This is a genomic window from Microbacterium sp. Kw_RZR3, from assembly GCF_029222405.1.
GTDB lineage: Bacteria > Actinomycetota > Actinomycetes > Actinomycetales > Microbacteriaceae > Microbacterium.
The window spans coordinates 1-22,008 of record NZ_JARHXC010000113.1 but is presented as its reverse complement, the minus strand read 5'-3'; the positions used below and the strand labels follow the sequence as shown (position 1 = coordinate 22,008).

Genomic DNA, 22,008 nt, shown 5'->3' with positions numbered 1-22,008 from the left:
CCTCGTGCACGTACTCTCCGTCAGCTCTTTGAAAGGCGGGGTCGGCAAGACGACCGTGACGCTCGGGCTGGCTTCCGCCGCCTTCGCACGTGGCGTTCGCACTCTTGTCGTCGACCTCGACCCCCAGTCCGACGTGTCGACCGGCATGGACATCTCGGTCGCCGGCCGGCTCAACATCGCCGATGTCTTGGCGAACCCGAAAGAGAAGGTCGTCCGCCAGGCCATCACCACCAGCGGGTGGGCGAAGGTCCACCCGGGCACGATCGACGTTCTCATCGGCAGCCCCTCGGCGATCAACTTCGACGGCCCGCATCCGAGCGTCCGCGACGTGTGGAAGCTCGAGGAGGCCCTCGCCACCATCGAGAGCGAGTACGACCTCGTCCTCATCGACTGCGCTCCCTCCCTCAATGCCCTCACGCGCACCGCGTGGGCGGCGAGCGACCGCGTCATCGTCGTGACCGAACCGGGTCTGTTCTCCGTCGCCGCCGCCGACCGCGCCCTGCGCGCGATCGAAGAGATCCGTCGCGGCCTCTCGCCCCGCCTGCAGCCCCTCGGCGTGGTCGTCAACCGCGTGCGCCCGCAGTCGATCGAGCACCAGTTCCGCATCAAGGAGCTGCGCGACATGTTCGGCCCGCTGGTGCTCAACCCGCAGCTGCCCGAGCGAACCTCGCTCCAGCAGGCGCAGGGTGCCGCGAAGCCGCTTCACGTGTGGCCCGGAGACTCGGCGCAGGAGCTCGCCGCCGACTTCGACGCACTGCTGGACCGGATCGTCCGCACCGGTCGCATCCCGGTCGAGGGCGACGCCTCGCAGGCCTGACTCACGCTTCTCTCAGACGCCGCTCCGCTGCCCCGCAGTCGGGCGGCATCTCCCGTTCGCGCCCGAGACCCTGGCGCGGGCCCGGGTCCCTGAGCCTGTCGAAGGGCCGCCATCCGTTTCAAGCGCGCGGCAGACCCAGGTCCCTGAGCCTGTCGAAGGGCCCGAGGCCCGTCGCGGTACCGGTGGCTTCGACAAGCTCAGCCACCTCCGCTCCCCCACCCCGGGACGCTTCACAAAGGAGAACCCCGGATGCCACGGCACCCGGGGTTCGAGAAATCGTCGGTGTCAGGCCGTGCGCGCGGCGCGACGCGCGGCGAGTTCGTCGACCGTGTCGGCGGACGCGGCCTCGAAGTCGACGAGAGTCGACTCGACCTCGCGCAGGACCTTGCCGACGGCGATACCGAAGACGCCCTGACCGCGGCTGACGAGGTCGATGACCTCGTCGTTCGAGGTGCACAGGTACACCGAGGCGCCGTCGCTCATGAGCGTCGTTCCGGCGAGATCGCGGATGCCCGCCGCGCGGAGCTGGTCGACGGCCGTACGGATCTGCTGGAGCGAGATGCCGGTGTCGAGGAGACGCTTGACGAGCTTGAGCACGAGGATGTCGCGGAAACCGTAGAGACGCTGCGAGCCGGAACCGCTCGCTCCGCGGACGGTGGGGACGACGAGCTCGGTGCGAGCCCAGTAGTCGAGCTGACGGTACGTGATGCCGGCGGCGCGAGCAGCGACCGCTCCGCGGTATCCGGTGTCGTCGTCCATCTCGGGCAGACCGTCGGTGAAGAGGAGCTCGTTGGCGAACCGGGGTTCACCGACTGTGTCGCCAGCGGTCATGCTCGCGTCCCTCCTCATCGGCTCGATATCCCCACGCTAGATCAGCCATGCGCCCGCGGCAATGACATCCGGTCGGAGCGCTTCGGCGTGTCGCGCTCAGGACAGCATCCGGTCGATCGCGTCGCGCACGAAGAGGCTCCGCACCTCGTCGAGACGCGCGGCGAGTTCGGGCGCGAGTTCGCTCGCACGGGCCCGGGATGCCGCGTCGGGGCGTCGCAGGAGCGCGGACAGCGCGGACTCGACGAGGGCGGCCTCACGCTCGGCGCTCTGGCGCAGAGAACGCACGTGGCGCGGCTCGATGCCGTGCCGATCGAGCGCGACGAGGGTACGCAGGAGCGAGACCGTCTGCTCGGGATACGACTCGGCGGCCGTGATCACGCCGGTGCTGATCGCGTCGTTGAGAAGCTGCGGGCCGGCTCCTGCCGTCGCGAGCAGCTCGTCGCGGCGATAGCGGCGGGGCGTCGCGGTCATCGACGGCATCGAGGTCGGCGGCGCGGGGTTTCGCCCGGCGTCGAGGTCGGCGAGATAGTCGCGGATCACCGCGAGGGGAAGGTAGTGATCGCGCTGGAGCGTCAGCGCCATGCGGAGCCGCTCGAGGTCGGCCGCGGAGAACTTGCGATAGCCCGACTCGGTCCGCGTGGGCGACACGATGCCCTGCACCTCGAGGAAGCGCAGCTTGCTCGAGGTGAGCGCCGGGAAGTCCGGCGTGAGGCGCGCCAGCACCTGGCCGATGCTCAGCAGCCCCGAGGCCGCCGGACGACCGCGGGCGGGGGCTGCCGCCATCAGTTGTCTGCCGGCGGCAGATCGACGGGCGAGACGAAGAAGTTGAGACGGAACTTGCCGATGCGCACCTCGGCGCCGTTGGCGAGCACCGAGCGGTCGACGCGCTCACCGTTGACGTAGCTGCCGTTCAGCGACCGCTGGTCGACGATCTCGAACGAGGTGCCCGAACGCGTGATCTCGGCGTGACGGCGCGAGACCGTGACGTCGTCGAAGAAGATGTCGGCCTCGGGGTGACGCCCGACCGTCGTGACGTCGGTGTCGAGCAGGTAGCGTGCACCGGTCGTCGGGCCCGAGCGGACGATGAGGAGAGCGACGCGCGACGGCAGGGCGTCGATCGCCTCCAGTTCGGCCTCGTTGAGGTCGGCACCGAAGGGGACGAAGGACAGATCGGCGTCGTGGCCGAACGTCTGCGTCGTGTCGTGCGACCGCTCCGACGCGGGGGCGTCGGCCGCGCGACGGATGTCGTCGCGCTCGAATCTGCGTGTCTCGTCCACGGCTTCTCCTTCTTCTTCACCATCACCGATCGATCCGACGTGAACGGTCGAATCGACCTCGCGCGGTCGTGGTGGGGGCTTCGTCTGTGCTGTTGTCTCGACACCGAGCATCGCTGTTCGGGTTGTGCCGATCGCCCGACGGGACACTCGAACCTACCGATCACACGTCCGCCGTGTCGAGTCCGTTGCCCCGCTCCGCCCTGACGCACCGTGAAACGATGCGCGCCGAGGCTGAACGCGGACAGTCGAACAACACCAATTCTTTCACCTCGCCACCCTCTCGTCGTCCCCCGCGCGTCCGTCACGTCTGGGAACGCGCGCGAGCCCCGTGTCTTGCCTGTCGTTAGGGTCGAAGAGTGACATCTTCCGCACCCCGCCATCGCGTGTCCGCCTTCTTCGCGAGCCTGCTGGTCGCTCTCGTCGCCCTTCTCGTGCTCCCGGCGAGCCCCGCGTTCGCCCACGACGAGCTGGTGTCGACCGACCCGCCCGCCGACGCGGTGCTCGACGCGCTTCCGGAACAGATCACGTTCACCTACAGCGCCGACATCATCGCCGAACAGGGCACGGCCGTCGTCGAGGTCACCGACGCCTCCGGCGCCTCGCTCACGGAGGGCACGCCGGTCGTCTCGGGCACCGACGTGACGCAGACGCTGGCGGGCTCGGCATCCGGTGCCGTCACGGTGAAGTGGCGCGTCGTCTCGAGCGACGGCCACCCGATCGACGGCACCTTCTCGTTCACAGTGAACGCGGCGACCCCGACACCGACGGCGACCGCGTCGACGCCCACCGCGACCCCGACCGAGTCGGCGACGACGGCCCCGACGACGGCGACCCCGGATGCCACGGCGACACCGTCCGAGACCACGTCGAGCGCGTCTCCCCTGCCGTGGATCCTCCTCGTGGTGGCGCTCGTGATCGTCGCCGGAGCGATCGTGTGGCTCTTCGTCGCGAGAGGGCGGGGCGGGTCGTCGGGAGGCGGTTCCACGGGCACCGCCGGACGATAGGATTTCCTCATGCCTCATTACGATCTGGTCATTCTTGGTGCGGGTCCCGGCGGGTACGTGGCTGCAGTGCGCGGAGCGCAGCTCGGCCTGTCGGTCGCGATCGTCGAAGAGAAGTACTGGGGCGGTGTGTGCCTCAACGTGGGCTGCATCCCCTCGAAGGCGCTGCTGCGCAACGCCGACCTCGCGCACACCTTCCACGCCAAGGCCGATCTGTTCGGCATCTCGGGTGACGTGCACTTCGACTTCGGCAAGGCCTTCGACCGCTCGCGGTCGGTGGCGGCGGGCCACGTCAAGGGCATCCACTACCTGATGAAGAAGAACAAGGTCACCGAGTACGAGGGCCGCGGGTACTTCGCCGACGACCACACGCTCGACGTGACCCTGACCGACGGCTCCAAGGAGCAGGTCACCTTCGACAACGTCATCATCGCGACCGGTTCGACCGTCCGCCTGCTGCCCGGCGTCACCCTGAGCGAGAACGTCGTGACCTACGAGGAGCAGATCCTCAACCGCGAGCTCCCCGCCTCGATCGTCATCGTCGGTGCCGGCGCGATCGGCATGGAGTTCGCCTACGTCATGACGAACTACGGCGTGAAGGTCACGATCATCGAGTTCCTCGACCGCGCCCTCCCCAACGAGGACGCCGAGGTCTCGAAAGAGATCCAGAAGCAGTACAAGGGCTACGGCGTCGACATCCTCACCTCGACCAAGGTCGAGTCGGTCACCGACCACGGCGACAAGGTCACCGTCGCGTACACCGCGAAGGACGGCTCGCAGGGCTCCATCGACGCCGACCGCGTGCTCATGTCGATCGGCTTCGCCCCCAAGGTCGAGGGCTTCGGTCTCGAGAACACGGGTGTGAAGCTCACCGAGCGCGGCGCGATCGACATCGACGACCACATGCGCACCAACGTGCCGCACATCTACTCGATCGGTGACGTCACCGCGAAGCTGCAGCTCGCCCACGTGGCCGAGGCGCAGGGCGTCGTGGCCGCCGAGACCATCGCGGGTGCCGAGACCCAGACCCTCGGCGACTACCGCAACATGCCGCGCGCCACCTTCTGCAACCCGCAGGTCGCCTCCTTCGGCCTCACGGAGCAGCAGGCGCGCGACGCCGGCCACGACATCAAGGTCGCGAAGTTCCCCTTCTCGGCGAACGGCAAGGCGAACGGCCTCGGCGAGCCCGTGGGCTTCGTCAAGCTCATCGCCGACGCCGAGACGCTCGAGCTCATCGGCGGCCACCTCATCGGTCCGGATGTCTCCGAGCTCCTGCCCGAGCTGACCCTCGCGCAGAAGTGGGACCTCACCGCTCTCGAGGCGGCCCGCAACGTGCACACCCACCCGACGCTGTCGGAGGGTCTGCAGGAGGCGTTCCACGGTCTCGTGGGGCACATGATCAACCTCTGATCGCCGACACGAAAAGGCCCGTCCGGTTCTCCCGGCGGGCCTTTTCGTTTTCGTTGCCCCGGATGGGGGCTCGGGTTCTCAGTGGCCGAGCGTGCGCGCCAACTTGGATCCGGATGCCGCAGGGCGGCCGCCCGCGGCGAACACCGCCGCATCGACCGCGGCGAAGAACGCCGCGCGACCGTCGTCGTCGGACGGCCCGGCGGGGCCGAGCTCGACCTCCCACTCACGCCACGCGGATTCGACGCCACGACGCTCGTCCGTCGCACGGACGCGATCATCAACGAACTCGGCGACCTCTCCCCCGTCGGCGTCGAGGAGCGCATACGCCGTGCGGTGATTCCGCACCCGCGCGAGCGGCGTGAACGGCGGCGCGGCGATCGAGGCGACGGCATCCTGAACCGCCGGAGGCACGACCGGCTCGGCGTCGGGATCGACGTCGGCACCGAGGGGCCACTGCGTCTCGGTGCGTCCCCCTGCCCGCGCGGGACCCTTCACGTGCCACCCAGCGTCGGGACCTCCGAAGCGCCGCCGCACCGCGACGCCCGCGCGAGCGAGATCGGCCGCGGGGGTGTCGAGATACCGCGCGTCGAGGTCACGCGGCTCGGGCTCGCCGACGCGCGCGACGCCGGGAAGCTCCGACCAGTCGGGAAGCGGGGTGGTCTCGTCGACGTCGTACTTCGACTCGACCTCGACGCTCGAGGCCCCGTGGGAGCCTGCGCTCAATCGTCGCGCCCGTCGACGTCGGGGTTGATGTCTTCGGTCTCTTCGACGAAGGCGAAGACGGCCTGGGTGGGACCGTCGGACTCGCCCGTGTGCTCGAGGCCACCCTCGCGGCGGTAGACCAGCTGGCCCTCGCTGTAGGGCATGATCAGCGTGTCGTCGGACTCGTTCTCGAGCGGGAGCACCTGCCCGTCGAGCGGGCCTCCGGTCAGTCGTGCAATAGCCATGTCGTCAGCGTAGACCGCCCCTCCGACACCGCCGGGCACCTTGACAGGGCTGGCCTAGAATCGCTCGGGTGACGACGACGGACCTGCCCGGGGAGCGACCGTTCGTCCTGCTCGCCACCCGCGCCGAAGACCGCCCGGCCGACGAGGAGTACGCCCTCTTCCTGCGCTACACCGGTCTCCCGCCCGAGCGGCTGCTGCGCGTCCGTCTGGAGCGCGACGCCATGCCCGACCTCGACCTCGACGAGATCTCGGGCATCCTCGTCGGCGGCAGCCCGTTCAACGCGTCGGACCCTCTCGAGAAGAAGTCGGCGGTCCAACGTCGGGTCGAGGCCGAGATGGCCGCGCTCGTCGACGACGTAATCGCGCGCGATCTCCCCTTCCTGGGCGCGTGCTACGGCGTGGGGACGCTGGGGACCTACCTGGATGCCGAGATCGACGGCACCTACGCGGAGCCGATCAGCGTGGTCGACGTGACCCTGACCGACGCCGGTCGCGCGGATCCCCTCGCCGCCGGGATGCCCCGGACCTTCGCGGCGTTCGTCGGCCACAAGGAAGCCATCACGACGCTGCCGTCGCGGGCGACCCTGCTGGCATCGTCGCCGACGTGCCCGGTGCAGATGTTCCGGGTGGGCGAGAACGTCTACGCGACGCAGTTCCACCCCGAGCTCGACGTCGACGGGATCGTCACGCGCATCCACGCGTACGCCGCGTTCGGATACTTCGCCGCCGACGAGCTCGACCTCACGCTCGCGGCGGTGCGGCGCGCTCCCGTCCACGTTCCCTCGCGCCTGCTCCGCACGTTCGTGGAGCGGTACGCGCGCTGAGGTCGCGCCCCCGACGGTCGGACGGTGCGGGCGCGGAGCGCGACGTCACGCGCGCGTGCGCGGGTCCTCCCGGACCACCTCGATCGCGGCGGTCACGGCGGGGTGCGCACGCCGCAGATAGGGCTCGAGACCGAGGTCGACGAGGTGCACGCGCCCGGCGAGCCCGGGTCCGCGCCCGCGCACGAGGCCGGCCTTGAGGGCACCGAACGTGACCGTGACATCGGCGGGGAGGACGATGGCATCCGCGGTCCCGTCGTCGGGGTCGAGCCCGCTCGGCACGTCGACGGCGACGACCCGCGGGCGGTCCGGAAGCGCGAGGAGGCGCTCGACGAGGGCGCGGGCGCTCCCCCGCGGCCGCCGGTCGGCGAGACGCCCGATGCCCAGGATGCCGTCGAGGACGAGGGCGTACTCATCCACGTGGGTGGAGGCCTCCGACACGGAGACGACGCGCGCCCCGGCGGCCACCGCCGTGTCGAGTGCTTCGCGGTGGACGCGGTTGCGGACGAGGACGACGTCGACGCGGTCCGCCGCCTGAACAAGGTCGGCGGCGGCGAAGAGCGCATCTCCCCCGTTGTCTCCCGCACCCGCGAGGACGAGGACCGCACCGGGCTCCACACGCAACTCGGCGACCACGACGTCGGCCAGGGCGCGCGCCGCCCAGCGCATGAGAGGACGCCCCTCGGCCAGCAGGGGGGCCTCGGCGGCCCGGACCGCATCGGCGGTGTAGGCCGCGATCCGCGCGGGCGCGGACTCAGCCACGGGATGCCGCCCGCTCGGCGTCGTCTTCACGATCCGCCGCGGCGGGGTCGTTCTTCGCGAGCGTCTCGCGCTCCTTGGCCTCGGCCTCGCGGGCGGCCTCCAGCTCGCCCGTGGCGGCCTGCACCGCTTTCTCGGCTCGGCGGACCCGGAACTGGATCAACGTGGTCGCGCCGTACTTCGCTCGGACCCGGTCGTGGTCCTCTTCGGTGGCGACGGTGATCCAGGCTCCGGCGATGAGGATGACCTGACTCGAGAGGTTGAGCCACAGCAGGAGCGCGATGAGCGAGGCGAACGTGGTCAGCAGCGGGTTGTTGCCCGCCCCGCCGACGAACAGACCCGACAGCTGCTGCAGCACGACCAGGCCGACGCCTCCGAGCAGCGCCCCTCGCCACAGCGTGCGGCGACGGGTCTTCACGCCCGCCAGCACGGCGAAAGCGACCGCCACCGCGGCGGTGTCGAGCGCCAAGACGACGATCGTCGAGAGCGCCCACGTCAACACGGCGGTCACCCACGAGTCGGCGGAGATGCCGAGGAGGCCGCGCACGAAGGTGAGACCGGCCGTCGCGAGGAACGTCACGAGGGCGGCCCCCACGAGCGCGATGCCGATGCCGACGGCGACGGCGAGATTACGCACGATGACGAGGACGGGCAGAGTGTCATCGGTGGTCACTCCCGCGATCTGGCGGAGGGCCGTGCGCAGGGAGCCGATCGCGCCGATCGCCGCGCCGAGCAGACCGATCGTCGCGATCACACCCGCGATGGTGAACTCCGTCGGCGCTTTGATCGCGCTGACGTCGAGCAGCCCGTCGGTGCCCACCAGCCCGGGCACGACGTTGTTCACCGACCGCTCGAGCGCCGCGAGGCCCTCGGGGTTCCCCGAGAGCCAGATCGCGGCGGCCGAGAAGCCGAGCAACACCGCGGCGAACAGGCTGAAGAGGGTGCGATAGGTGACGCTGTCGGCGAGCGTGGGCCCCCGCGCGCCCGAATAGACGAGGAAGGCGCGCACGAGGCGGAGCGACAGAGCCCACGCGGTGACGCGACGGATGAGGTCGGCCATGGCCCCAGCGTAACGAGGCGAACCACCTTGCTCATCGGGGGTTGACCGCCGCGCCCGACGCCGACAAACCTCGCTCCCGCCCGCCGATCTTCGCCCTCACAGCCCCGCGATCACCCGCCACCACGCGCCGAACAGCAGGAACGGCCCGAACGCGATCGACCGACCTCGCGCTCCGGCGAGGAGAACTCCGGCGGCGCCGATCCCACCCGCGAGGAAGGCGAGGGCGATTCCGGATGCCACGGCCTCGAGGCCGTGCCATCCGAGCACCGCCCCGCAGAGGGCCGCCAGCTTGACGTCTCCCCCGCCGAATGCCGCCGGCCGCGCGAGGTGCATCGCGAGACATCCCGCGAACGCGCTGAGGGCGCCGGCGGCGATCCCCACAAGTCGTGCGGGCTCGCCGATCGCGACCGCGGCCCCGCCCAGCAACACCACCACCGCGGCGCCGCCCGGCACCAGGATCGCGTCGGGGAGGCGTCGGGTCCGCGCGTCGACCATCGCGAGCACCACGCTGAGACCGGCGAACACCGACAGAGCGGCGACCAGAGGCCATGGCATCCGGTGCCTCAGGCGTCGAGCACGAGAAGGTCGACGAGGACGATGTCGCCGGGAGAGATGCCCTCGGCGTCGCGCACGGCGCGTTTGAGGGGAAGCACGTAGACCCCGTCGGCCTGGGGGAAGATCGACGTGCGGAAGACCGAGTCGCCGATCGTCGCGTCGACGCGGACACCGCCGAAGCCTCGGCGGAAGGTCTGCGTCTCGCGGATGTCGTCGCTCAGGTCGGGCGGAAGGGCCACGAAGTACCAGTCGCTGTCGGTGCGGGCCTCCCACCGGTAGACATCGCCCTCGAAACGCACGATCATGTGGTTCTCCTTCCGTCGCTGGTCACCCTACGGGGAACCTCCGACGCCGGCTCGGCGGTCTCCCCTGTGCAGGAGGAGTGCGCTCGCGCCCGCGTCGATCGTCAGCGCGATGGCGGCGGCGAGCAGGTACACCGCCAGGTCGCGAGGGTCGAAGCCGCTCCCGAGAACGAGCGCCGCGGGCGGGAATCGCCCGGCAAGATCCGCCGGCACCCCGGTGAGCTGAAGGAACTCGACGCCCACGCTCCAGGCGGCCGCCACCACCCCGAGGAGGCCTCGACGAGCGCCCGGCCACACCAGCACCAACGCGGTGTAGACGGCCACGGCGTACAGCGCGTCTCCGGAGATGTCGGACAGGTCGGAGTCGGGAAGTCCGCGCGCGACCACCAGCCCCAGGGCGACGACCACGACGAGCGCCACCGCCGCCGCGGACCGTCGTCGCCCGAGTGTCACGCGAGAACCCCCGCCGCGCGCGCGGGCTCGGCGTACGCGCGCGCGAGGGTCGCGACGGTGTCGTGGGCGTTCAGACCGCTCGGGTTGGGCAGGACCCACGTGGGAACCCCGGCGATCTCGTCGTCCTGCCGCCCCGCGACGGCTCTCGGGCGCTGGAAGCCCTCGCGGTACGCCGTCAGCCCGACCACCGCGATCGCACGCGGACGCCACGCGGCCACCCGCTCCGTCAGCGCCGCCGCGCCCGCTCGCAGTTCCTCGCGCGACAGCTCGTCGGCGCGCGCCGTCGCCCGGGCGACGAGGTTCGACACGCCGAGCCCGGCGCCGAGGATCATGCTCCGGTCCGCGTCGCTCAGCGGCTCCGCGTACCGCGGGAGGCGCGGCAGGATCCCCGCCTCGACGAGCGCCGGCCAGAAGCGATTGCCCGGCCGCGAGAAGGGTGTGCCGGTCGCCGCCGTCCACAGGCCCGGGTTGATCCCGACGAAGAGCAGCCGGACCCCGGGCTCGACGAGGTCGGGGATCGTGGCATCCCGGAACGACTCCAGCTCGGCGCGCGTGTACCCCATGAGACCACTATGACCATTACCGCGGCGTGATCCGGCTCATCTGCCAGGATCGGAGGAATGGATGCCGTGCCCGCCCTCACCGAGGTCCCCGCGCCGCAGTTCGTCATCGTCGGCGACAACGTCCGGCTGGCGACGTACACGTGGGGCGACCCCGACGCGGACGCGGTGCTGTGCGTCCACGGCTTCGGGTCGAGCACGCGCGACAACTGGGTCAACACCGGGTGGGTGCGCGACCTCTTGCGCGCCGGCTTCCGGGTCGTCGCCGTGGATCAGCGCGGCCACGGTGCGAGCGACAAGCCGCACGACGCCGCGTCGTACACGATGCCGACGCTGGTGAGCGACCTCGTCGCGGTCCTCGACACGTATCTGCTCGATTCCGTGCGCTACCTGGGCTACTCGCTCGGCGGTCGCGTGGGGTGGCAGTTGGCCGTCGACGCGCCCGAGCACGTCGAGCGGGCGGTGCTCGGTGGCATCCCGGACGGTCGTCCGCTGGCGCGGTTGAAGGTCGACCAGGCTCGCGCGTTCCTCGACCACGGCACGCCGGTGGAGGATGCCACCACCCTGCGCTACGTCTCGCTCGCCGAACGCGTACCCGGCAACGACCTGCGGGCCCTCGTCGCGATCGCGGAGGGGATGCGGCTCGGCGAGACCGACCCCGACCCCGCGTCGCCGCCGCAGCAACCGGTGCTCATCGCGACCGGCACCGAGGATCCGATCCACGATCAGTCGCAGCACCTCGCCTCCCTCCTGCAGCACGGCGAGTTCGCCGACATCCCCGGCCGTCATCACGTGAATGCGCCGGGGGCACGGACCTTCCGCGAGGCCGGGGTGGAGTTCCTCTCGCGCGAAAGCTGACGCGCCGTCTCGCCCGCGAAGCGCGGGAGCGATCGCCCCCGGTCGCCCCAGCAGGAGCGTGCCCGCTCGTCACCCGCAGTCGTACACCGTGCCGGGTGCGGACGCGTCGACCGTGCAGTTCTGCTCTACCCACTGGCGGATCTGCGCCGAGGCCGTGTCGCTGCTCGCCGAGCGGGCGGAGCCGGCCGCGCCTCCGCCGGCGGCGCTTCCCGTTCCGCCGAAGCCTGTCCCCCCGAATCCCGTCGCGCCGCCGCCCGCCCCGCGGTCCTCGCCGCCGATGACGTAGCGGAGCTCGCCGGACTGAACGAGCGAGATGAACCTGTCGAGCGTCGGGACGTCGACGCTACCGTTGAACCCCCCGATCGGAAGGATCGACGCACCGTCGGTCGCGAGGATGAGGGATGCCGCCTGCTGGGCACCGAAGGTGGCCGCGACGTAGGTCGATCCCGTGTCGTGCGCCTCCAGCCACGCGACGAGCTCGCTGTCGGCGCCTTGGGCCATGCCCTGCCGGCCGCCGGCGCCGGGCATGGTGCCGTTTCGTCCGCTCCCCGGCGCGGTGCCCGAGCCACCCGGCGCGAAGCCGGAGCGGGGACCGCTCTGACCGGCGCCCCGGCCGCCGGCCTGCGTGCCGCCCGGGAACGAGCCGCCGTCGGCGCGCGCGCCCGTTCCCTGTCCGCCGGGTCCCCGACCCGTTCCGCCGAAGCCCCCGGCCGACATCTCGGATACCCCGCCGGCGACGGGGTTGATCGAACTCGGGTGGGCGATCGTGACCGCCGACCACACGGTCGGCGTGAGCAGGAGCCCCACGATCATCGCTACCGCGGTGATCACGCGCGCGCGGTGGCGCGAGAGGAGCAGCACGATGGCCGCCGCGGCGGCCGCGGCCTGAGCCAGCGACACGGGGACGCTGTAGCCGCCGTACGAGAAGCCGACGATCACCGCGGTGAGCCCCGCGACTCCGACGATCGCGATCTGCGGCCAGACTGTGCCCGTCCGATGTGCGGCGGTGAGGGCGACGGCGACGACGAGGGCGAGCGGGATCGCCAGGGCCGCCGTGTAGAACTGGTGCATCCCGGCCACGGTCGAGAACATCGCCGCGAAGGTGAGCGTCCACACCGTCAGCAGCACGGCGAGCGGCCGGGGGAAGCGAAGCATCCAGAGCACGACCAGGCCGACGATCGCGGCCGGGATCAACCAGGCGATCTGCCCGGCCAACTGCGCATTGAACAGGCGCAGGATCCCGGGGTCGCCGGAGAAGGGAGGTGTGAAGGACTCGTAGGTCGTGCTGTCGGCCGTCGCGCCGAAGCGCCCCAGGCCGTTGTACCCGAAGACCATCTCCCACGGGTTGTCGCCGATCGTGCTGCCGATGTAGGGCCGGCTGCCGGAGGGGATGAGCGAGACGATCGCCACCCACCAGAGCGACGTCGCGAGGCTGACCGCTCCCGCGACGACGAGGTGCACGAGGCGCCGCCCCCACGCCTGACGGGTGCAGAGGTAGGCCGCCGCGAGCGCGGGCCAGACCGCCCACGCCTCGAGCATGTAGAACTGGAACGACAGGCCGATGAAGGCTCCCGCAGCGACCAGCCACCCGACGCTCTTCGTCTGGACCGCCCGCACCGACGCCCACGCCGTCAACGACAGGCCGAGGACGAAGAATGACTCGGGCTGATTGGACCGCGAGACGGCGACGTGGATCGGGGTGACGGCGACGATCGCCCCGGCGAGAAGACCCGCGCGGATCCCCGCGAGGCGCCTGGCCGTGACGGCGGTGATGAGCGCGGCGGCCGTGGCGGCGAGCGCGTTGGGCAGGATGACCGTCCACGCCGAGTACCCGAAGACCCGCACGAACAGCGCGGGGATCCAGAACGAGCCGGGGATCTTGTCGAGGGTGGCCGTGCCCGCGGGGTCCACGGCGCCGAAGAAGAAGTTCGACCATGACCGGCTCATGGACAGCGCGATCGACGCGTAGTACTCGGAGGGTGCGCCCGCCCAGACCTGCCATCCGCTGAGGAAGAGTGCGAGGGCCCCGACCCCGATCACGCCCCACATCCAGGTCCGCCGGCGAGGGGCGGGCGGAGCCTCGGCCTCGCGGGGCGGGGCAGAGATCGAGTCGAGGGTGGCGGTCATGCCGGGATGGTAGGCAGGCGTTCACTCACGGTTGCTTCAGCGCACCTATGAGCCAGGCGTGTATCAGGCCGCGGCGGCTGAACCGGCGTCGCCGTCTCCGTGCGCCCGTCCGCACGCCCGTCCGTGCGCGACGCGCCGCCGGACGGGGACGGTCACGAAGCGGCGACCGACAGCTTCGGCGACGACGGCGCTTTCGTCGCCACGGCCTGAAGCCCCACGCGCACCGTCTGCCCCGGCGCGAGGGTCGACGCCCAGTCGGCACTCTGGCACGTGACCGTCGTGCCGGAGAGGCGGCAGCTCATGCCCCAGGCGTTCGACACCGAGGTCGTCCCGGGAGCCTCGAACGAGACCTGCCAGCGCGAGACGGGGCCCGTCGCCGTCACCTCGACCTCGGCGACGTAGCCCTCGCCCCACGCGCTCTGCGGGAGCCACGACGCCGTGATGCGTGCCGGCCGGGGCGAGGCGGATGCCGGAGGCTGGGGGCTCGAGGTCGGCTTCGGCGTGGCCGTGGGCTTCGGCGTCGCGGTCGGCTTCGGGGTCGACGTCGGCTTCGGCGTGACCGTCGGCTTCGGCGTCGCAGTCGGCTTCGGCGTCGCGGTCGGCTTCGGGGTCGACGTCGGCTTCGGCGTGACCGTCGGCTTCGGCGTCGACGTCGGTTTCGGGGTGGACGCGGGCGACGGGGTCAGAATGGGCCGGAGTGCGGCGAGCTTGGCCGTCTGCCACGTCCGCCAGTCGTCGGTAACGAGGCCGCCGGTGTCGCCGCTGTTCGGGTTGAACGACCAGTAGGCGTAGCTCATCTTCGTCTTGGCGAGATAAGCGACGAGGGTCTTCAGCCAGGCCCGATCGCTCTCGGTCTCGAGTTTGGTGCCGAACTCACCGAGCAGCACCGGCGCGATGTTCTGGCGCACGAGGTAACCCCAGTTGGCATCCCAGATCCCCTCGAGATTGTCGGGGTAGTTCGGTGCCGAGAACCACGGCTGCTGGTGCACCGTGGCCGGGTAGTCGTGCGGGGAGTACACGACGCGGTTCTTCACCGAGAGCGTGACCGGGGCCGAGCGGACGTCCTTGAGACCGCCGCCCCACCAGGTCGCCGTGCCGTCGCCCTGGTTCTCGACGCCCTCCACGATGATCAGCAGCTTCGGGTTGACCGACAGGACGGCGTTGCCGGCCCGCGTGGCCGCGGCGCGCCAGTCGCGGGACGCGTCGCCGCAGTTCCAGCAGGCCGGACCGTGCGGCTCGTTGTGCAGGTCGGCGCCGATCACGGCGGGCTCGTTCTTGTAGCGCGCCGCGAGCATCTTCCAGTCGTCGATCCAGCGCTTCTCGCTGTACTGAGAGGTGTACCAGAGCTCGCTCTGTCCGCCCGAGTCGGGGCGGTGACGATCGAGGATCACCGACAGGCCGTGCGCCTTCGCCCGGGCGATGACGGTGTCCATGAGCTTCAACGGCGACAGCGAGACCAGTCCGGGATTGACCGCCGCGTTGATGGAGTTCGAGCTCTTCGCCGCGAGGCACTCGTTCGAGAAGGGCAGCCGGATGGTGTTGAAGCCCATGGCCGCGATGGCATCCAGCCCCTCGTCGAGCGAGATCGACCAGAGCCCGTGCGGGGCGCAGGTGGACGTCTCCATCCCGAACCACGCCGTCGCCTTGATCACGTAGGGCGAACCGGAGGCCGTGACGATCGTCGACCCCTTCGTCGACAGCCAACCCGGCACCGACGCCGCGGTCGCCGACGGCGCGACGGCACCCGCGATCATCAGCGTCGCCGCCGCCGCGACGGCGGCGAGTCGCGCTCCCGCGCGCCGCCACCGCATGGTCGTCTTCCGCACCCTTGGCCCCCGCCTTTCCGGCACATCCTATGTCGTCCCGAGGGTCACGAGGCGTGCGCGCGATGCACGGCCACGGCGAGGTGGAGGGCGGCGAGCACCTCACCGTCGTCGAGGCGCACTCCGAGGATCTCCTCGAGGGCGTCGAGACGCTGATAGAAGACCGACCGCGACACGTGCGCCGCGGTCGCCGCCGCCGTGCGATTGCCGGGGTGGGCCACCACCGCGGCGAGGGCGTCGAGAAGATCGTCCCGTCGCGCGGCGGGGAGGTCGAGGACGGGCGCGAGCATCGACTCGGCGTGGGCGAGCAGGCGATGGTCGCCCCGCAGCGCCGCCACGAACCGTCGAAGCGGATGCCGCCGCACCCACATCACGCCCGACTCGCCCATCTCCCCCGACTCGGCCAGGTCGAGAGCCTCGTGCGCCGAATCGAGCGTCCGGACGAGCATGTCCTCGGGGGCGGCCGGATCGACCCGCGGTCCCACGACCAGGCGCACCCGACCGCCGGTGCGCAGTGCCGCGAGGAAGCGGTCGACCGTCGCCCCCGCGAGAGTGGTCGTGGACGGGAGGGCCAGGAGCACCGGCATCCATCCCTCGGCCGGCTCGTCGGCGCGGCGTGGGGTGCCGCAGAGGGCGCGCGCGCAGACCTCGGCCGCCGCGGCTTCGATGGTGGCTGCGCCGGCCCCGCTCACGGCGAGGCCCAGCATCGCCATCCCCTCCGACAGCAGCCCGGCAGCCGAGAGTCGCACCGCGGCCTCGGGGAGGGATCCGTAGCGGTCGGCGACGAGATCGTCGACGAGGCGGCGGCGCCCGAGATGCACCCAGTCCTCGCCCGCGGGGTCGGCGAGCCGCCCCAGAGCGAGAGCGGTGGCCCCCTGCTCGAGCACCGCGAGGCGTCCGGCCGGGTGGGCGGGACCCGCCAGGGCGACGAGCGAACCCCAGCGCGTGCCGCGCGCCTGCACGGGAACGATGGTGCGGGAATCGTCGGGAACGCGTCCGGACAGCCGCGAGCGTTCCTGCCACCCCTCGAGAACGACGTGGTCGGCGCCCGCGAGGTCGGCGACGACCACCTCGTGCGCGAGCGACTCGAGGATCACCGGAGCGCGCAGGGTGCGCGCGAGGCGCTCCACCACGTAATCGGCGGGCGCACCGCGGAGGGCGAGGTCGGTGAACAGGCTCCGCACCTCGTCGCGGGCGCGGAGGGCCGCCGTCTGATCGTCGATGATCCGTCGGTGCACCTGCTCGGTGACGGCGACGAACTTGACCTCGCGGTGCAGGGCGATGAGCACGAGACCGGCGGAGCGCGCCGCGTCCACGACGACCGCCGGCACGTAGCGATAGTGCGCCCCCAACTCGATGACGATGCCCACCAACCCTGCCGCCGCGAAATCCGCGACGAGGGCGCGCAGGTCGTCGGGGTGCTCGGGCCACGCGGAGGCCGTGGTGAGCAGCAGCTCTCCCCCGTCCAGCAGGCGACCGACTCCGGGGCTGTCCGAGACGTGCACCCAGCGGACCCGTGAGCCGAGGGCCTCTTCTCCGGCCAGCACCTCCGGCATCCCCTGGGCGAGACCCGGCATGTCCAGAGCCTCGGCGAGCGTCGGGAGACCGGAGTCCTCGACGACCGGACGATTTGTCCGATGGATCTCGGATTCGCGACGATCAGACACGTGCGTTCCCTCCACGGCACCCGAAGAATCAATCTCACACACCCTAATGCGCGCCCGGTCGGAGTGTCCGGGATCGCTCAGCCGAGGAGGACACGCATGACCCTGATCCGCCACCACATCGCCGGAGCCGCGCACGGTACCGACGCACGGACGGGAAACGTCTTCGACCCCGCGACCGGTCAGGTGCAGGCGCGCGTCGCGTTCGCCACCACCGCCGAGGTCGACGAGGCCATCGCCGCCGCGAAGGCGGCGCTCCCCGCGTGGCGGGCGACGAGTCTGATCAAGCGCGCCGACGTGTTCTTCCGCCTCCGCCACCTCCTCGTCGAGCGCACCGACGAGCTCGCGGCGATCATCACCGCCGAACACGGCAAAGTGCTCTCGGATGCCAAGGGCGAGATCAGCCGCGGCATCGAGAACGTCGAGTTCGCCGCCGGTCTCGTGCACCTGCTCAAGGGCGAGCACGCCGAGCAGGTCAGCCGCGGCGTCGACGTGCACTCGGTGAAGCAGCCGGTGGGCGTGGTGGCGGCCATCACCCCGTTCAACTTCCCGGTCATGGTGCCGCTGTGGATGACGGCATCCGCCATCGCCTGCGGCAACACGGTCGTGCTGAAGCCGAGCGAGAAGGACCCGTCGGCGTCGCTGTTCCTCGCGAAGCTGTTCGAGGAGGCCGGGCTTCCCGCCGGTGTGCTGAACGTCGTGCACGGCGACAAGGTCGCCGTCGACGCGCTCCTGGACTCCCCCGACGTCCGCGCCGTGAGCTTCGTCGGCTCCACGCCGATCGCGAAGTCCATCTACTCGCGCGCCGCCGAGAACGGCAAGCGCGTGCAGGCCCTCGGCGGCGCGAAGAACCACATGGTCGTCATGCCCGACGCCGACCTCGACTCCGCCGCCGACGCCGCCGTCTCGGCCGCCTACGGCTCCGCCGGCGAGCGCTGCATGGCCGTGTCGGTGCTGGTCGCGGTGGGCGACGACGTCGCCGACTCGCTGGTGGAGAAGGTGGCATCCCGCATCGAGGGCCTCAAGATCGGACCCGGGACGGATGCCGCGAGCGAGATGGGTCCGCTCATCACGCGCGAGCAGCGCGACAAGGTCGCCTCGTACGTCACGGGAGCGGCGGCCGAGGGCGCCGAGGTCGTCGTCGACGGAACGACGCAGCAGTTCGAGGGCGACGGCTTCTTCATCGGCGTCTCGCTCGTGGACCGCGTGGCCCCCGGCATGAAGGTGTACGACGACGAGATCTTCGGACCCGTGCTCTCGGTGGTGCGCGTCAAGACGTACGACGAGGCCGTGGAGCTCATCAACTCCAGCCCCTTCGCCAACGGCACCGCCGTCTTCACGCGCGACGGCGGCACGGCGCGCCAATTCGAGTTCGACATCGAGGTGGGCATGGTCGGCGTCAACGTGCCGATCCCGGTCCCCGTGGGGGCGTTCTCGTTCGGCGGCTGGCGCAACTCGCTGTTCGGCGACTCGCACATCTACGGCCCCGAGTCGATCCACTTCTACACGCGCAGCAAGGTCGTCACCACCCGCTGGCCCGACCCCAGCGAGAGCCAGATCAGCCTCGGCTTCCCGAGCAACCACTGAGTGCGGAAAGGTACAGCCATGACCCTCACCTCCCCCGACCTCGACACCGACGCCCGCGTCCGCGCGAACGACCGCGGCCACGTCTTCCACTCCTGGAGCGCCCAGGCGCTCATCGACCCGCTGCCGGTCGCGGGAGGTTCGGGCGCGACGTTCTGGGACTACGCCGGCAACAGCTACCTCGACTTCTCGTCGCAGCTGGTGAACCTCAACCTCGGGCACCAGCATCCCGATCTTGTCGCCGCGATCCAGCGGCAGGCGGGCGAGCTCGCCACCATCCAGCCCGCGATGGCCAACGACGTGCGCGGCGAACTCGCCCGGCGCATCGCCGAGGTCGCCCCCGACGGCATGTCGAAGGTCTTCTTCACCAACGGCGGGGCGGATGCCAACGAGAACGCGGTCCGCATGGCGCGCCTCGTCACGGGCAAGCGCAAGGTGCTCGCGATGTACCGCAGCTACCACGGCAACACCTCCACCGCCATCACGCTGACCGGTGACCCGCGCCGCTGGGCGAACGAGCCCGCCGACGCCTCGGTCGTGCACTTCTTCGGCCCGTACGCGTATCGCTCGGCGTTCCACTCCTCGTCCGATGAAGAGGAGACCGCCCGGGCGCTCGAGCACCTCGAGCAGACGATCATCCTCGAGGGGGCGTCGACGATCGGCGCGATCATCCTCGAGACCGTGGTCGGCACGAACGGCGTGCTCGTGCCGCCGCCGGGTTACCTCCCCGGGGTGCGTGCCCTGTGCGACAAGTACGGCATCGTCTACATCGCCGACGAGGTCATGGTCGGCTTCGGGCGCATCGGCGAGTGGTTCGCGGTCGACGCGTTCGACGTGGTCCCCGACCTCATCACCTTCGCCAAGGGCGTGAACTCGGGCTACGTCCCACTCGGTGGTGTCGTCATCTCCGACGCGATCGCGGCGCACTTCGACACCGTGGCCTTCCCCGGTGGCCTCACCTACTCGGGCCACCCGCTCGCGTGCGCTCCCGGCGTGGCCACCTTCGAGGTGTTCGAGCGCGACGGGATCCTCGAGCGCGTGCGCGACCTCGGCGAGCGCGTCGTCGAACCCCGGTTGCGGGCGATGGCCGAACGGCATCCGTCCATCGGAGAGGTTCGCGGGCGCGGGCTCTTCTGGGCGATCGAACTCGTGCGCGATCGCGAGACGCGTGAGCCGCTCGTCCCCTTCAACGCGGCGGGGCCTTCGGCGGCGCCCATGACGGCGTTCGCGGCGGCGTGCAAGAAGGCGGGCCTCTGGCCGTTCACGCACTTCAACCGCGTGCACGTCGCCCCTCCCCTCGTCATCACGGAGGAGGAGCTGGTCCGCGGCCTCGACATCATCGACGAGGCGCTCACGGTGGCCGACGAGGCAGCGGCATCGTGAGAGTGCTCCACAACGTGATCGGCGGCGAGTCGGTCGCATCCGAGGGCACCGTGCTCGACCTCATCAGCCCGGTCACGGGCGAGGTCTACGCGCAGGCCCCGGTCTCGACGGACGAGGAGGTGGATGCCGCCGTCGCCGCCGCCGCGGCCGCGTTCCCGGCGTGGAAACGCGCGACGCCGGCCGAGCGCCAGCTCGCGCTGTTCCGCCTCGCGGACGCGCTCGAGGCGCGGGCGGAGGAGTTCGCCGACCTCGAGTCGGAGGACACCGGGAAGCCGCGCGCCACGCTCGTCGCGGACGAGATCGTGCAGTCGGTCGACCAGCTGCGGTTCTTCGCCGGGGCGGCGCGCGAGTTGAACGGTCGCGCCGCGGCGGAGTACGCGGAGGGGTTCACCTCGTACGTGCGTCGCGAGCCCATCGGCGTCGTGGCTCAGGTGACGCCGTGGAACTATCCGCTGAACATGGCGGTGTGGAAGATCGGCCCCGCGATCGCCGCCGGCAACACCGTGGTGCTCAAGCCCAGCGAGACGACCCCGCAGACCACGGTGCTGCTGGCCGAGATCGCCGCGGAGATCCTGCCGCCGGGGGTCTTCAACGTCGTCCTCGGCGACCGCGACACCGGTCGGGCGCTCGTCGAGCATCCCACCCCGCAGCTCGTCGCGATCACCGGGTCCGTCCGCGCCGGGATGCAGGTCGCGGCCTCGGCCGCACAGGGCCTCAAGCGCGTGCACCTCGAGCTCGGCGGCAAGGCGCCCGCGATCGTCTTTCCGGACGCCGACCTCGAGGCCGCGGCATCCGGAATCGCCGAGGCCGCGTTCTTCAACGCCGGACAGGACTGCACGGCGGCCACGCGCCTGCTCGTGCACTCGTCGCTGCACGATGCGTTCGTGGAGCGCCTCGTCGCGTATGTCGAGCAAAACGTCCGCGTCGGAGCCCCGGACGATCCGGACGCGTTCTTCGGGCCGGTGAACAACCCCGACCAGCTGGCGCGCGTGGAGGGCTTCATCGATCGACTCCCCGCGCACGCGCGGGTCGCGACCGGCGGTACGCGCGTGGGCGACACCGGATGCTTCTTCGCGCCGACCGTCGTCACGGGTCTTCGTCAGGACGACGAACTCGTGCAGCAGGAGGTCTTCGGGCCTGTTCTCGCGGTGCAGTCGTTCGAGACCGAGGAGGAGGCTCTCGAGCTCGCGAACGGCGTGCCGTACGCCCTCGCCGCCTCGGTCTGGACGCGCGACAACGGCCGTTCGCTGCGGTTGAGTCGCGACCTCGACTTCGGGTGCGTCTGGATCAACGCGCACATCCCGTTCGTCTCGGACATGCCGCACGGCGGGTTCAAGCACTCCGGATACGGCAAAGACCTGTCGATCTACGGCTTCGAGGACTACACGCGCCTCAAGCACGTGATGGCGAGCCTCGCGTAACCGCGAGAGGGGTCGGGGGAAACCCCGGCCCCTTTTGCGTGCCCGGGCTCCGCTCCCACGCCTGCGCGACGGTTTCCGCTGTGTTTCGGCACTTTAAATTCCGGATTCATCATTGATATCCCCTTTGTTCCGCTGATACCGTCGCCCATCATGAGTTCCGCGACTGATCGCAGCGTCACCCTCGACCGCGTGTCGAAGGCGATCGTCGAGCAGTTGCAGGAAGACGGGCGGCGTTCCTACGCCGAGATCGGCAAGGCCGTCGGTCTCAGCGAGACCGCCACGCGACAGCGCGTGCAGAAGCTGCAGGATGCCGGCATCCTGCAGATCGTCGCCGTCACCGATCCGCTCCAGCTCG

At 70.9% G+C, this 22,008-nt stretch carries 23 protein-coding genes; 9 read left to right on the top strand and 14 right to left on the bottom strand.

The features are described from left to right. Positions 1-4 precede the first annotated feature (4 nt). Positions 5-817: a ParA family protein gene (locus P2P98_RS06190; RefSeq protein ID WP_275798199.1), complete on the top strand. Its 813-nt coding sequence runs from the start codon at positions 5-7 to the stop codon at positions 815-817. Between the two features lie 285 nt (positions 818-1,102). On the opposite strand, the gene P2P98_RS06185 is transcribed toward P2P98_RS06190, so the two are convergent. The 3 genes from P2P98_RS06185 to P2P98_RS06175 form a co-directional block, all read right to left on the bottom strand. After that, positions 1,103-1,648, bottom strand: a complete 546-nt coding sequence (locus P2P98_RS06185) for a MerR family transcriptional regulator (RefSeq protein WP_275798197.1) — start codon at positions 1,646-1,648, stop codon at positions 1,103-1,105. Between the two features lie 96 nt (positions 1,649-1,744). Next, positions 1,745-2,431 (bottom strand): MerR family transcriptional regulator, encoded by a 687-nt coding sequence (locus tag P2P98_RS06180; RefSeq protein ID WP_275798195.1) that lies wholly within the window; start codon positions 2,429-2,431, stop codon positions 1,745-1,747. After that, entirely contained in the window at positions 2,431-2,925 is a 495-nt protein-coding gene (locus P2P98_RS06175) for an FHA domain-containing protein (protein WP_058596047.1), read from the bottom strand. Before P2P98_RS06175 ends, P2P98_RS06180 begins: the two co-directional genes overlap by 1 nt. 356 nt (positions 2,926-3,281) lie before the next feature. Between P2P98_RS06175 and P2P98_RS06170 the strand changes: the two genes are divergently transcribed. Beyond that, a complete protein-coding gene (locus P2P98_RS06170) occupies positions 3,282-3,929 on the top strand; it encodes a copper resistance CopC family protein (protein ID WP_275798193.1) in 648 nt (215 codons plus the stop codon). Between the two features lie 9 nt (positions 3,930-3,938). After that, positions 3,939-5,336: a dihydrolipoyl dehydrogenase gene (lpdA, locus tag P2P98_RS06165; RefSeq protein WP_275798191.1), complete on the top strand. Its 1,398-nt coding sequence runs from the start codon at positions 3,939-3,941 to the stop codon at positions 5,334-5,336. 78 nt (positions 5,337-5,414) lie between these two features. Here the strand turns inward: lpdA and P2P98_RS06160 are convergent, their stop codons facing one another. Both P2P98_RS06160 and P2P98_RS06155 read right to left on the bottom strand, forming a co-directional pair. Beyond that, a complete protein-coding gene (locus P2P98_RS06160; RefSeq protein WP_275798189.1) occupies positions 5,415-6,059 on the bottom strand; it encodes a CYTH domain-containing protein in 645 nt (214 codons plus the stop codon). Then, on the bottom strand, positions 6,056-6,283 hold the full coding sequence (locus P2P98_RS06155) for a hypothetical protein (protein WP_058596033.1): 228 nt from the start codon (positions 6,281-6,283) through the stop codon (positions 6,056-6,058). Before P2P98_RS06155 ends, P2P98_RS06160 begins: the two co-directional genes overlap by 4 nt. Before the next feature lie 68 nt (positions 6,284-6,351). Here P2P98_RS06155 and P2P98_RS06150 point away from each other — a divergent pair, with 68 nt between their 5' ends. Next, positions 6,352-7,107, top strand: a complete 756-nt coding sequence (locus P2P98_RS06150) for a glutamine amidotransferase (RefSeq protein ID WP_275798186.1) — start codon at positions 6,352-6,354, stop codon at positions 7,105-7,107. A gap of 45 nt (positions 7,108-7,152) precedes the next feature. Here the strand turns inward: P2P98_RS06150 and P2P98_RS06145 are convergent, their stop codons facing one another. The 6 genes from P2P98_RS06145 to P2P98_RS06120 all read right to left on the bottom strand — a co-directional run bounded on the left by P2P98_RS06145 (position 7,153) and on the right by P2P98_RS06120 (position 10,796). Then, positions 7,153-7,866, bottom strand: a complete 714-nt coding sequence (locus tag P2P98_RS06145) for an NAD(P)H-hydrate epimerase (RefSeq protein WP_275798184.1) — start codon at positions 7,864-7,866, stop codon at positions 7,153-7,155. Then, on the bottom strand, positions 7,859-8,923 hold the full coding sequence (locus tag P2P98_RS06140; protein ID WP_275798182.1) for a YhjD/YihY/BrkB family envelope integrity protein: 1,065 nt from the start codon (positions 8,921-8,923) through the stop codon (positions 7,859-7,861). Before P2P98_RS06140 ends, P2P98_RS06145 begins: the two co-directional genes overlap by 8 nt. Positions 8,924-9,019: 96 nt before the next feature. Next, positions 9,020-9,478 carry an A24 family peptidase gene (locus P2P98_RS06135; protein ID WP_275798180.1) on the bottom strand — a complete coding sequence of 153 codons (459 nt, stop codon included), beginning with the start codon at positions 9,476-9,478 and terminating at the stop codon, positions 9,020-9,022. Positions 9,479-9,486: 8 nt separating this feature from the next. Then, entirely contained in the window at positions 9,487-9,783 is a 297-nt protein-coding gene (locus tag P2P98_RS06130; protein ID WP_275798179.1) for a DUF1905 domain-containing protein, read from the bottom strand. Between the two features lie 27 nt (positions 9,784-9,810). Beyond that, positions 9,811-10,233 (bottom strand): DUF2809 domain-containing protein, encoded by a 423-nt coding sequence (locus P2P98_RS06125; protein WP_275798177.1) that lies wholly within the window; start codon positions 10,231-10,233, stop codon positions 9,811-9,813. Beyond that, the gene (locus P2P98_RS06120; RefSeq protein WP_275798175.1) at positions 10,230-10,796 is read right to left on the bottom strand and encodes a mismatch-specific DNA-glycosylase; all 567 of its coding nucleotides are present in this window, start codon (positions 10,794-10,796) and stop codon (positions 10,230-10,232) included. The genes P2P98_RS06125 and P2P98_RS06120 overlap by 4 nt, the downstream gene beginning before the upstream one ends. 57 nt (positions 10,797-10,853) lie before the next feature. On the opposite strand from P2P98_RS06120, the gene P2P98_RS06115 reads away from it, so the two are divergent. Then, on the top strand, positions 10,854-11,651 hold the full coding sequence (locus tag P2P98_RS06115) for an alpha/beta hydrolase (protein WP_275798173.1): 798 nt from the start codon (positions 10,854-10,856) through the stop codon (positions 11,649-11,651). A gap of 69 nt (positions 11,652-11,720) precedes the next feature. On the opposite strand, the gene P2P98_RS06110 is transcribed toward P2P98_RS06115, so the two are convergent. The 3 genes from P2P98_RS06110 to P2P98_RS06100 form a co-directional block, all read right to left on the bottom strand. Continuing rightward, positions 11,721-13,778, bottom strand: a complete 2,058-nt coding sequence (locus P2P98_RS06110; protein ID WP_275798171.1) for a glycosyltransferase family 39 protein — start codon at positions 13,776-13,778, stop codon at positions 11,721-11,723. Positions 13,779-13,930: 152 nt separating this feature from the next. Beyond that, positions 13,931-15,589 carry a cellulase family glycosylhydrolase gene (locus P2P98_RS06105; RefSeq protein WP_275798203.1) on the bottom strand — a complete coding sequence of 553 codons (1,659 nt, stop codon included), beginning with the start codon at positions 15,587-15,589 and terminating at the stop codon, positions 13,931-13,933. Between the two features lie 59 nt (positions 15,590-15,648). Then, positions 15,649-17,268, bottom strand: coding sequence for a PucR family transcriptional regulator (locus P2P98_RS06100; RefSeq protein WP_275798169.1), 1,620 nt, complete (start codon positions 17,266-17,268; stop codon positions 15,649-15,651). A 96-nt stretch (positions 17,269-17,364) separates the two neighbouring features. Between P2P98_RS06100 and P2P98_RS06095 the strand changes: the two genes are divergently transcribed. The 4 genes from P2P98_RS06095 to P2P98_RS06080 form a co-directional block, all read left to right on the top strand. Further along, complete coding sequence (locus P2P98_RS06095; protein ID WP_275798167.1) at positions 17,365-18,852, top strand: CoA-acylating methylmalonate-semialdehyde dehydrogenase; 1,488 nt, start codon at positions 17,365-17,367, stop codon at positions 18,850-18,852. Positions 18,853-18,870: 18 nt separating this feature from the next. Next, a complete protein-coding gene (locus P2P98_RS06090; RefSeq protein WP_275798165.1) occupies positions 18,871-20,232 on the top strand; it encodes an aspartate aminotransferase family protein in 1,362 nt (453 codons plus the stop codon). Further along, positions 20,229-21,653, top strand: coding sequence for an aminobutyraldehyde dehydrogenase (locus tag P2P98_RS06085; RefSeq protein WP_275798163.1), 1,425 nt, complete (start codon positions 20,229-20,231; stop codon positions 21,651-21,653). The genes P2P98_RS06090 and P2P98_RS06085 overlap by 4 nt, the downstream gene beginning before the upstream one ends. A gap of 150 nt (positions 21,654-21,803) precedes the next feature. Next, positions 21,804-22,008, top strand: a 205-nt coding sequence (locus P2P98_RS06080) for an AsnC family transcriptional regulator (protein WP_275798161.1), incomplete at its 3' end; no start/stop codon positions are given.

Coding starts and splice junctions, on each gene's coding strand:
- P2P98_RS06095 (WP_275798167.1), top strand. CDS start 17,365: ATGACCCTGATCCGCCACCACATCGCCGGAGCCGCGCACGGTACCGAC.
- P2P98_RS06135 (WP_275798180.1), bottom strand. CDS start 9,478: ATGCCATGGCCTCTGGTCGCCGCTCTGTCGGTGTTCGCCGGTCTCAGC.
- P2P98_RS06140 (WP_275798182.1), bottom strand. CDS start 8,923: ATGGCCGACCTCATCCGTCGCGTCACCGCGTGGGCTCTGTCGCTCCGC.
- P2P98_RS06130 (WP_275798179.1), bottom strand. CDS start 9,783: ATGATCGTGCGTTTCGAGGGCGATGTCTACCGGTGGGAGGCCCGCACC.
- P2P98_RS06155 (WP_058596033.1), bottom strand. CDS start 6,283: ATGGCTATTGCACGACTGACCGGAGGCCCGCTCGACGGGCAGGTGCTC.
- lpdA (WP_275798191.1), top strand. CDS start 3,939: ATGCCTCATTACGATCTGGTCATTCTTGGTGCGGGTCCCGGCGGGTAC.
- P2P98_RS06105 (WP_275798203.1), bottom strand. CDS start 15,589: ATGCGGTGGCGGCGCGCGGGAGCGCGACTCGCCGCCGTCGCGGCGGCG.
- P2P98_RS06090 (WP_275798165.1), top strand. CDS start 18,871: ATGACCCTCACCTCCCCCGACCTCGACACCGACGCCCGCGTCCGCGCG.
- P2P98_RS06180 (WP_275798195.1), bottom strand. CDS start 2,431: ATGGCGGCAGCCCCCGCCCGCGGTCGTCCGGCGGCCTCGGGGCTGCTG.
- P2P98_RS06120 (WP_275798175.1), bottom strand. CDS start 10,796: ATGGGGTACACGCGCGCCGAGCTGGAGTCGTTCCGGGATGCCACGATC.
- P2P98_RS06185 (WP_275798197.1), bottom strand. CDS start 1,648: ATGACCGCTGGCGACACAGTCGGTGAACCCCGGTTCGCCAACGAGCTC.
- P2P98_RS06110 (WP_275798171.1), bottom strand. CDS start 13,778: ATGACCGCCACCCTCGACTCGATCTCTGCCCCGCCCCGCGAGGCCGAG.
- P2P98_RS06115 (WP_275798173.1), top strand. CDS start 10,854: ATGGATGCCGTGCCCGCCCTCACCGAGGTCCCCGCGCCGCAGTTCGTC.